The organism is Collinsella sp. LCP21S3_A9 (assembly GCF_052118785.1).
Lineage (GTDB): Bacteria > Actinomycetota > Coriobacteriia > Coriobacteriales > Coriobacteriaceae > Collinsella.
In genome coordinates, this window is record NZ_JBQKGN010000005.1 from 122,577 (window position 1) to 133,074 (window position 10,498).

The 10,498-nt window shown below is 60.6% G+C and carries 8 protein-coding genes and 1 pseudogene; 3 read left to right on the forward strand and 6 right to left on the reverse strand.

Features of this window, described 5'->3' with window-relative positions; translation table 11 throughout:
• Positions 1-31 precede the first annotated feature (31 nt).
• Positions 32-1,435, forward strand: a complete 1,404-nt coding sequence (locus tag ACTQ05_RS03510) for an amidohydrolase family protein (RefSeq protein ID WP_441537952.1) — start codon at positions 32-34, stop codon at positions 1,433-1,435.
• 90 nt (positions 1,436-1,525) lie between these two features.
• Here the strand turns inward: ACTQ05_RS03510 and ACTQ05_RS03515 are convergent, their stop codons facing one another.
• From ACTQ05_RS03515 to ACTQ05_RS03540, 6 genes are all read right to left on the reverse strand, one after another.
• Positions 1,526-1,999, reverse strand: a complete 474-nt coding sequence (locus ACTQ05_RS03515; RefSeq protein ID WP_427717775.1) for a hypothetical protein — start codon at positions 1,997-1,999, stop codon at positions 1,526-1,528.
• Between the two features lie 146 nt (positions 2,000-2,145).
• The gene (locus tag ACTQ05_RS03520; protein ID WP_229778266.1) at positions 2,146-2,415 is read right to left on the reverse strand and encodes a metal-sensing transcriptional repressor; all 270 of its coding nucleotides are present in this window, start codon (positions 2,413-2,415) and stop codon (positions 2,146-2,148) included.
• A 51-nt stretch (positions 2,416-2,466) separates the two neighbouring features.
• The gene (locus tag ACTQ05_RS03525) at positions 2,467-2,688 is read right to left on the reverse strand and encodes a heavy-metal-associated domain-containing protein (RefSeq protein ID WP_154515953.1); all 222 of its coding nucleotides are present in this window, start codon (positions 2,686-2,688) and stop codon (positions 2,467-2,469) included.
• Between the two features lie 147 nt (positions 2,689-2,835).
• Positions 2,836-5,178 (reverse strand): heavy metal translocating P-type ATPase, encoded by a 2,343-nt coding sequence (locus ACTQ05_RS03530; protein ID WP_441537954.1) that lies wholly within the window; start codon positions 5,176-5,178, stop codon positions 2,836-2,838.
• 571 nt (positions 5,179-5,749) lie between these two features.
• The gene (locus ACTQ05_RS03535; RefSeq protein WP_441537956.1) at positions 5,750-7,834 is read right to left on the reverse strand and encodes a protein kinase domain-containing protein; all 2,085 of its coding nucleotides are present in this window, start codon (positions 7,832-7,834) and stop codon (positions 5,750-5,752) included.
• A 171-nt stretch (positions 7,835-8,005) separates the two neighbouring features.
• The gene (locus tag ACTQ05_RS03540; RefSeq protein ID WP_441537958.1) at positions 8,006-8,968 is read right to left on the reverse strand and encodes an FHA domain-containing protein; all 963 of its coding nucleotides are present in this window, start codon (positions 8,966-8,968) and stop codon (positions 8,006-8,008) included.
• 180 nt (positions 8,969-9,148) lie between these two features.
• Between ACTQ05_RS03540 and ACTQ05_RS03545 the strand changes: the two are divergent.
• A pseudogene (locus ACTQ05_RS03545) lies at positions 9,149-9,214 on the forward strand (zinc-ribbon domain-containing protein); the annotation flags it as partial.
• Between the two features lie 120 nt (positions 9,215-9,334).
• Entirely contained in the window at positions 9,335-10,393 is a 1,059-nt protein-coding gene (locus ACTQ05_RS03550; protein WP_441537962.1) for a hypothetical protein, read from the forward strand.
• Positions 10,394-10,498: the final 105 nt, after the last annotated feature.

Sequence of the window (10,498 nt, forward strand, 5' to 3'; positions counted from 1 at the left end):
TTAGTTTGCTGCATTAGGTGATAATGGACAAATGTTCAAGTTAATCGTGAGGGAGGAGCTCGATATGGCGTCTGCCGATCGTTCCACGTTGTTTATCAATGCGACCGTCCTGGATGGTTCGGAGCATATGGAGCCGCAGCCCGACATGGCCGTGGCCGTTGAGCGCGGTGTCATCACGTGGATGGGGCCGAGCGCTGTTGCGCAGGCGCCTGCAGGTGCCGAGGTCCTCGACCTGGCCGGGGCGTATCTCATGCCGGGCCTCATCAATATGCATGTGCATCTGTGCGGCTCGGGCAAGCCGGTTTCGGCGGGCGATGCGGGCGCGCTGATGAAAAAGCTCGATAATCCCGTGGGGCGCGCTATCGTGCGCCATATTCTTAAGGGCAGCGTCCAACAGCAGCTGGCAAGCGGCGTGACCACGGTGCGCGGCGCGGGCGACCCGCTGTTTGCCGATCTGGCCGTGCGCGATGCTATCGACGCCGGCAAGTATCAGGGTCCGCGTTTGGTGGCGCCGGGAACGGGCGTCACGGTGCCGGGTGGCCACGGCGCGGGCTTGTTCGCCCAGGTGGCCAACAGTCCCTCCGAGGCGGCCGAACAGGTGCGCGACCTGTATGCGCGCGGTGCCGACGTCATTAAATTGTTCGTAACGGGCGGCGTGTTCGATGCGACCGAGGTGGGCGAGCCGGGCGTGCTGCGTATGCCGGTGGAGGTTGCCGCGGCGGCGTGCAAGGCAGCGCACGATATGGGCCTTCCGGTTATGGCTCATGTCGAGAGCACCGAGGGCGTGAAGGCCGCGCTCGAGGCCGGCGTCGATACGATCGAGCACGGCGCTCCGTTGACGCCCGAGATCCTGGAGCTGTACCGCGGCGCCGCGGGAACTCAGCTCGAGGGGCGTGCGCCGAGTGTGACCTGCACGATCAGCCCCGCACTGCCGTTTGTGCTGCTCGATCCGGAAAAGACTCATTCGACTGACACGCAAAAGAAGAACGGCGATATCGTGTGCTCGGGCATTATCGAGAGCGCTCGTGCGGCGCTGGAAGCCGGTATCAAGGTAGGTTTGGGTACGGATTCGAGCTGCCCGTTCGTGACCCAGTACGACATGTGGCGCGAGGTGGCCTATTTTGCCAAGTACGTGGGCGTGAGCAATGCGTTTGCGCTGCATACGGCTACGCAGGTCAATGCTGAGCTGCTGGGGCTGGGTGGCGAGACCGGTGCGATCGAGTGCGGCAAGGCTGCCGATATCCTGGTGACGCGCGAGAACCCGCTCGATGACCTGTGCGCTCTGCGCGAGCCGATGCACGTGATGTGTCGTGGCGATCTGGTGCGCAAACTCAAGGTGAGGCGTATTCCCGAGGTGGACGCCGAGCTCGACACGATTATGGCCATGCCAGCCGAGGCGCTTGCCGAGGAGCTTGCCCGCGACGGCGTGGCGTAGGCGTGACGGGGGCGGGCCCTTTGTCGCATTTAAAAAAGCCGAGGTCCCAGTGCGAGGCCTCGGCTTTTATTTTGTCCTGCGGTATGGCGGCTACGAGCGCGTCTCCATCTTGGCGTGGCACTTGGGGCAGGTGACGCGGATCTTGCCTTTGCCCTTGGGAACGGAGAGCATCTGGCCGCAGTTGGGGCACTTGAGGTATGCCGTGGTCTTGCGACCTTTCCACATCTTCTTGGCCGTGCGCTTGGCACGCTCAAAGTCTTCCTTACTGGTGCCGGCCGCGCGTGAGGTGCTGGCCGCTGCAGCGCCGCCACCCAAGCTGGCGACAAACTTGCCCAAGCCGGGGACCTTAGCCGAGCCGGCGACAAAGGCCTCGTTCTCCTTGCGACGTGCGTCGATGTTTTTGGACAGGCCGCGCAGCACGCCGATCACGATGACGGCGATGGCGATCCAACTGAGCCACTGGACGCGGGCCATCGATCCGATCATCGCGATGACGATGCCCGCAAAACCCATCACAATGGTGAGCTCGTCGGCGCCATTGCGGCCCTTCATAAAGTCATTCATGCAAATTGCCTTTCATTCGATATGCCGCACGCCTTTATACCCGATTTAGAGCAAGGGGGACAGGTTAATCTGCACCAATGTGGTGCAAACATACCTGTCCTCGGAACATCAAGACGGTGCAAAGTGGTTTGTCCCCAATGCGCCGATTACTTAGAGAGCTTGTCGACGACGCGTTCGATCTCGGCGAGCTTCGCGGCTTTGAGGTCTTCGTCGCCCGATTCGATTGCCGAAGTCACGCAGCCCTCGATATGCGCCTTGAGCACGTCGGCGTTAATGCGCGCGAGGAGTGCCTGTGTGGCCATGAGCTGCGTGGAAATATCGACGCAGTAGCGGTCCTCCTCGACCATCCGCAGGATGCCGTCGATCTGGCCGCGCGCCGTCTTGAGCATACGGTTCACCGATTTGTGGTCTGCCATCATGGCGGGTCCTCGTTTCTGGTCGATGGGGTCGAATGCTTCTGGTAGCTGCTAGGCTGCGGTCACGGACAGGGCGTGGAACTTCTCGCCGGCGCTCTCGACGGCGGCAGCGAGCTGCTCGGCGGCCACGGTGTCGGCGCACTCCACCTGTACCGTCTGAGTCTCGTGATCGGCATCGGCGTCGGTCACGCCGGCAACGTTGAGCAGTGCCGTCTCGACAGTAGCGTCGCAGTGGCCACACATAAGGCCGGAAGTCTTAATTGTGTATCGCATGGGTATTCCTCTCTGTTGTGTCGGCTTTCCCAGGCACCCGATCTTGACCTTCAAGCCGTCGCTCGCGTACCAAAGTACGCGTCGCTCCTCTTTCAGGTCAATCTCGGGCACCTGGAAAACCCGTTCTAAATGGACGTGATGGTGAGCCTATTTTGCCACTTTAGGCTTAAAGGATTTCAGGCGCAGAGCATTGGACACGACGCACACGCTCGACAGGCTCATGGCTGCGGCGCCAAACATCGGCGAGAGCTGCCAGCCGGTGAGGGGGAAGAACACGCCCGCAGCGAGCGGAATGCCGATGCCGTTGTAGAACAGCGCCCAGAACAGGTCTTGCTTGATGTTGCGAATCGTGGCGCGCGAAAGCTCGATGGCGCGAGCGACGTCCATGAGATCGCTGCGCATGAGTACCACATCTGCCCCTTCCTTGGCGATGTCGGCGCCGGTGCCGATAGCAAGGCCCACGTCGGCGCGCGCCAGGGCAGGGGAGTCGTTGATGCCGTCGCCCACCATGGCGACCTTGCCGCCCGCATCCTGCAGTTCGCGCACGTGGCGTTCCTTGTCGGCGGGAAGCACGTCGGCAATGACCTGCTTGCTGCTCAGTCCTACGCGGCGGGCGATTGCTTCGGCCGTCACACGGTTGTCGCCGGTGAGCATGCGCACGTCGACGACGAGCGAACGCATCGCAGCGATGGCCTCGGCGCTCGTCTCCTTGACCTCGTCAGCTACGGCAATGGTGCCGACAAGATCGCCGTTCTTGGCAAAGAACAACGGTGTCTTGCCCTCGACGGCGAATCGCTCGGCAAGACCGGCGGGCACCTCCGCGCCCAGCTCGTTCATCAGACGCACGTTGCCGGCTGCGATGATATTCTGCCCCTCGCGCGCCGTAACGCCTCGTCCAGGCACGGCGGCAAAGTCCTCGACCATGCGCGCCACGATTCCGCGCGCCTCGCACTCGGTCATAATCGCCTCGGCCAGCGGATGCTCGCTCGAGCGCTCCAGCGCGGCAGCGAGCTTCAGTAACGCCTTTTCACTCATGGCGGGCGAGCCGTCGGCGCGCGTGGCTACCACAATATCGGTCACGGCAGGTTTGCCGCGGGTGACCGTACCCGTCTTATCGAGCACCACGGTACCCACACCGCGCAGGTTCTCCAGCGCCTCGGCGCTCTTAAACAGAATGCCCATCTCGGCGCCCTTGCCGGTGCCTACCATAATGGCGACGGGCGTGGCTAGGCCGAGCGCGCAGGGACAACTGATCACGAGCACGGCCACGGCGGAGGTAAGTGCCTCGTTTATGCTGCCGGTCAGTGCCATCCACACCGCAAAGGTCACGGCCGAGATCACGAACACCACGGGCACGAACACGCCGGCGACCTTGTCGGCCATGCGGGCGATGGGCGCCTTGGTGGCGTTGGCATCCTCGACGAGCTGGATAATCTTGGCGAGTGATGTCTCGGCACCAACCCGCGTGGCGCGGAAGGTAAACGAGCCGGTGCGGTTGACGGTGGCGGCGTTGACGGTGTCGCCGGCGGTCTTTTCCACGGGGATTGACTCGCCGGTGAGCGCACTCTCGTCCACGGCCGAGCTACCCTCGAGCACCACGCCATCGACGGGGATTGACTCGCCGGGGTGCACGCGCAGGACCTGGCCGGGAAGGATGCTATCGACGTCGACGGTGGTTTCGCTGCCGTCGTCGGCAACGACGGTCGCGGTTTTAGGCGCCAGATCGATGAGCGCCTCGATGGCGCCGCCGGTTTTGGACTTACTGCGCGTCTCGAGGTATTTGCCCACGGTGACGAGCGACAGGATCGTGCCCGCGCTCTCAAAATACAGATTGTCCATGCCTGTCATCATGGCCTCGTGCACCTGAGCTGTGGCCAGCTGGTCGGCCATGATGAACATGGCATAGAGCGACCAGGCAATGGAAGCGGTGGCGCCCACGGCGATGAGGGCATCCATGGTGGGTGCGCCGTGCGCGAGCGATTTAAACCCGTTGATAAAGTACGCGTCGTTGACGTAGACGATGGGGATGAGCAGAACGAGCTCGGTGAGGGCGAGCGTCATGCTGTGGATATGGTCGGTGAAAATGCCGGGCAGTGGCCAGCCGAGCATGTGTCCCATGCCTATGTAGAACAGTGGGATGAGGAAGACGATCGAGACGATGAGGCGGGTGCGCATGGCAGAGGCGGCGGCCTCCAGCTTTTTGGTGGGCGACTCCATATGGGCGGCGTCAGACCTGACTTGCGCGCTGCCGTTTGAGCCGGCGGCACCGGTGCCCGTGCTGACGGGTGAGGCCGAGTAGCCCGCGCGGTCGACGGCGGTGCAGATATCGTCGGGGGAGACCTGCGCGGGGTCGTAGTCGACCATCATGGAACCGGCAAGTAGGTTGACCGCGACGCTTTGGACGCCGTCGAGCTTGCTCACGGCGCGGTCCACGTGCGCCTGGCAGGCGGCGCATGTCATGCCGCCTACGTCGAACTTATCTTGAGCCATGGCTTCTCCTTTCTGTGGTTCGGTGTTGGAATTGTTAACCTCTCGATACTATACACCCATACCCCCTGGGGGTGTATGGCAAAAGTTGAAATGCATGACTTTTCATTACAGATGAGGGTGGTTGCTCAATCGGTGGCCGCCTCTGCCAAACATCTCAATCTGTAACGTCTGGACCGGTTTTTGAACCATAGCTGTTACAGATTTAGACAAACATTTCAGCCGAAAACTAACGTCTCGATCTGTAACATTTAGACCCGGTTTTACCGAGTATTTGTTACAGATCAAGACAAACAGCTGGCAGGAAACTCAATGTCTCAATCTGTAACGTCTGGCGGAAAATATAACCTCTAACTGTTACAGATCGAGACGGACCGTCCGCGGTCAACTCAAATGTCTTGATCTGTAACATCTAGAGAGGTTTTTGACCCCTTACTGTTACAGATTGAGATGTTGTCTCGCGGGGCTGGGGTTTTGTCTCGATCTGTAACAACTAGACCGGTTTTGGGCTCTAACTGTTACAGATTAAGACGATTACCGGGGTGGGGTCCCGTCACGGCAAGACGCCCGCTGCCTAGATGCAGAATCCGGGAATCACGCAGGTTCGCTTGTTTGGCTTTTCCGCAGGCGTTGCGTACATAAAGACGTCGCCGTCGTGTCCCACGCGGTTCATATAGAGTGTGCCTTCGCTCTCCGATGTGTCGGGGCTCGCCGTTCGTTCCCACCAACAGGTGTTCTTGCCCTTCCACTGGCGGACCATCGTCTCGTTCGTGGAATACGGGCTCACCTTGAGCTCGCGGAAGAGCTGATACTCCTTGCCCTCGCCGTTGTAGATGTCTGCCAGGTAGTGATAGTCCTCGGCAAACGAATCGGGCGGTTGCGTACCGCACAACTCGACCATGGCGGGCAGCCAAAGGGTTGCGGGCAACTCGCTCAGACACGATGCGCTTCTGGCAGCGCCAACGTTATTCGAGATCTTTTTGACAGATTTAATGAGTGCGCGCAACTCGTTGGGCAGCAGCTTAAGGCCATCGTTATCGAGCCATTCCCGCAGCTCGCAATCTGCCCAGCCGGCGCTCAACGGTTGGGCCGCGGCATCGCGCTCGGCAATGCCGGCATCGAACATAAACGTCAGTCCGGCCTTGCCCGTCCCGTCTAGAAGCTCGTCGTGGCGGATGCCCACGAGTTGTGCGCCGACCTCCAGCCCGTTGGTGAGCGTGACGCGCTTGGTGCATGGATAGGGGATATGACCGTCATCGTCGAGCAGATGATAGCGCTTGGCGATCTCGCGTGCCTCATTACGCGTCTCTGCAGCCTTGATCTTAAGCGAAATCTCCTGCAGCTGGTCCCAGGTGTAGTCGTTAAGGGAGCTGCGGATGCCGTCGAGGTAGTCGGGAATGCCAAAGCCGTGAGTGGCGGCTCCAATGGCGCCGAGTCCCACGACGGCAGCGGCGACGCCGCCGATAATAAACCGGCGGCGGGTCATGGCATCGCGACGGGCCTGCTCCAAAAGCGCTCGGGCGCGTTCACCGGCGACGTCGACCTTAAGGTGCGTGCCAGAATCGATATCAATCGCGGCCTCGTCTCCTGCGCCTTCGCGGCCCTCGGATTCGGCATCGGTGAAGTATGCCGAGAGCACCTCGAGCATCTGCTGCTCGGTAGGACGATCGCACTGCTCGACTGAAATGCCTTTCATGATGATCTGGACGAGCGCTTCGTCGTCATTGCATCGCGGCTCGAGCGGCGCCGGCTTGGTCTTGGTCTTTATGAGGTAGAACGAGCCCGTTGCCGCGGCACCCGTCGACTCCACATCGAACGGTTTACGACCGCTGTAGAGCTGGTACAGAATGCTCGATAGTGCATAGACGTCGATGGCGGGCGAGCGGCGAAGGGCCGCGATGCCTTCGATATCCTGCGTGAGCATCTCGGGCGCGGCGTATGCGGGTGTGGCAAAGCGCCAGATGTCGGCGCGCCGGGTGATCGTGTCGTCGCCGAGGGCCATGGTCGCGGAGCCCATGTCGATGAGGCAGGGGTCAAAGGAGCAATCGGCGATCTGCTGCTCGAGCGTTCGACTGGTGGTACGGAACATGATATTGGCGGGCGACAGATCGCGATGGACGACCGGATTTACGAGTCCCTGGGTCATCAGGAGTGCGCGAAGCACGGCGTTTCCAACGGCGGCCACCATCTGGGTGGTTAGCCCGCCCGAGGCATCGTGCGGAAGCAAGGGCAGCGCCTGCTTGAGCGAGGTGCCCTTGACCCACTCCATGAGGATGAGCGGGTCGTCCTCGCACGATCCATAGCCATAGACGCGCGGAAATCCGCGCAGGTGCGAGACGGTGCACAGATGACGGTACTCCTCGAACAACGCGGCGGTGTTGGTCAGGTGCGCAGCCGCTTGCTCGGCGGAGCGATCGGGTGTTTGGTCAGAAAGGATGGCGTTGTCCTTGAGCAGCTTGACGGCAAAGACCTCGCCGCTTGTGTTGGTCGCGCGAAGCACGTGTCCGATATTGCCGCCGTCGCGGTATGCCGTCTGAAGAATAAGCGTCATAAACCGGCGCTTGGCGTCGTCCTCGGCGCTGGGGTCGACCGCCACAGCGGTATCGAACGTGTCGAGACGGATGAGTTTGTCGCCAGGGGCGGTGTTGGTGGTATCCAAGGCGTTCCTTCGTTTGATGGGGCCGCGTGCTCACACCGAGAACGCGATTATCGATTAAAGCCCATGATAGACGTGTTTGCCGATAAGCTGACTCGTATTGCTATTTATAGTGCAGCGTGCAACGTAAATGATATAAGACGAGTGACACCTGTTTTCCCACGTCTCTACGCGCTAGTCCACAATAACGAGAAACGTTGTATAGAGACCCAAATGAAGCCTGTCGCTGTTGGCGATTTCCACAGGGGGATAGACTTTGCCGGGCTCTCGTTGGTCGCGGGGCGGCTCGATTACGATATCGCCGTCGCCTGCACCCGATTCGAGCACCGTGCCGTTGGTCGATCCAAGGCCCTGGGCGTACCAGTGCTCACCCTCAAGCCAAATGCGAAGATGCTCGCGCGATGCGTCGGCGCCCACATCGGTGATGCTGGGCGAGGTTTTGGGCAGAGAACCAATCACGGTGCCGCGCGGATCGCGTGTGAGTGGATGGATTTGCATGTCGACGCAGTTGTCGGCATGTGTCCTGAGCAGACCGAGGTTGGGGGCGACGGTGCGCGGCTGCTCCAGACTGCCCATAAAGCCACGTCCGACGGTAGTTTCGGTGGTGCCAAAGTGCCCGCCCGTCTTGCTGTCGCAAAAGCGCTCGACGGTGGCCACGCCTTGAACGGGATCGGCAAGTGCTCCCGTTGCCACAAAGAGCATCAGGAAGAGCGTGCTTTTTTCGCGGGGGCTGTGGTCATCGGAGCTGTTGATACGCCCCAAGGCATTGGCGTAGAGGCGGTCGTCGAGATCATACTCGGCGAGAATCGACATCATGCCTTGGGCCGCCGGGCCGCTGTAATGCTCGGATATTTTCTGATAGGCGCGATCGCCTCCGCCGAGCTTGTTGCTGATGGCGGCGGCAAGGTTGAGCGTGGAGACGGTAAGGTCATTGTAGATACCTGGCGCGCACTGAGCGGGCTCGCGGTGGACGATGTAGCGAGTGAGGTACGAGCGGTTGGTAGAGCATTTGTCGAGCAGGGTGCTGCCCGCATACGAATTGCCGTTGATGAGCATTCGCGCAATCTCGAGATGCTTGAGACCGCCGAACGATCGGATGTCGTTGTAGAGGATCGAGCACGGTGTTTCCGCCGCCACGGCTGCCTCCCCAGATAACTTTAATGACGTACTGCAAACATGTTAGGAAAAGGCTACGCTCAAAGCGTACCGACTCGAAAAATGTTGCGCAACGCTTTGCATAACTATCGAGACATTATAGGGCATATACGCCAAGTTGCAGGATGGCTGCAAGCGACACATTTTGAGAGGTTGTGCCCTATGGAATGCCCTTATTGCGGTGCATTATTGCCCGATGACGCTAGTTTTTGCCCTGAGTGTGGATCGCCTCTTGCCGCGCCCTCGTCGACTGCGCCCGTTCCCGAAGATCCCTATACTACGCCCCAGACCGTGTCACAGAGCCCTGCCTTTTCTTGGCGCGACGGCGAGGCCGCTACGGCGGCAACGGTGGAGTTACCTAAGGCGGATGCTGCTTCGAAAGCAGACGAGCAGCCGGTGGCGGCACCCGGCGCGTCTGAGCCCGCTGTGCCCGAATCCGATTCGGACGCCACGCGTGTAGTCGATCCCTTGTCAGACTTTGGCACTACGATCGAGGACGTGGAAACTGAGCCTGCCTGCCATGCCGATTTTGGTTCTACGCCGCTCAGTGAGGAAGAGCAGCTCGAACAGGACCGCGAGAGCCTCAAGACGGCCAAGGCCGAGTACAAGCTGGCACGCAAGCGCCTGGGCAAGTCGTATGCGCCCGCCATCGCCGCCGGCGTTATTGTCGTTGCCGCCTTGTGCGCGGGAACCGGCTGGGCGGGCTACTCATATGGTTTGGCCCATCCGCAAAATACGGAGCAGATTCAAAAGCTCAAGAGGCAGCTTGAATCTTCCAAGGACGAACTCACAAAAACGCAAGACGAGCTCGATCAGGCAAAGTCCGACCTCAAGGATGCTAAGGCGGAGCTCAAGGCCACAAGCAAGAACGGCGAGGACGCTAGCTCCGATGCCGAGGACTCCTCCACGACGGGCAATGCGACCTCGTCGACCACCACGACCTCTGGTAGCACAGCGAAGCTCAATATCGATAAACCCACGAGCTTTGCCAACACCACGTGGCGCGGAGCACTTAAGGAGACGGGCAACTCTTGGGGCCATACTTGCTACGGCGCGAGCAAAAACGACCTTGTGATTGTGTTTAAGAGCATCAGCGATTCCGGCGAAGTGGTTGCAGACATCTCGGCCACGCTGCATGCCCACGATACCTACAACGCCGAAAAAACCGTCGCCCAATCCGATGGTGACGACTATCGCACCTACACGGACGTCACCGGTACGTTTGTTAGAAACAAGGGTTTTGAGTTCTCGCTTCCCGTCGAGGAGGAGGACTGTGACCTTACGGTTAAGGGTGTTCCTAAAAAGAAGTATGGCAAGTACTACCTGAATACCACAGTCGAATCGGGAGACGGCGCCGTTACCATGGGAACGCGCATCACGGATTCCTTTGAGCTTTTGATTTCCTAGTACCTCGTATTGTCAGCGTGCGATGCATGGCGGCGGGGGGGGGGGGGGGGGGGGGGGGGGGGGGGGGGGGGGGGGGGGGGGGGGGGGGGGGGGGGGGGGGGGGGG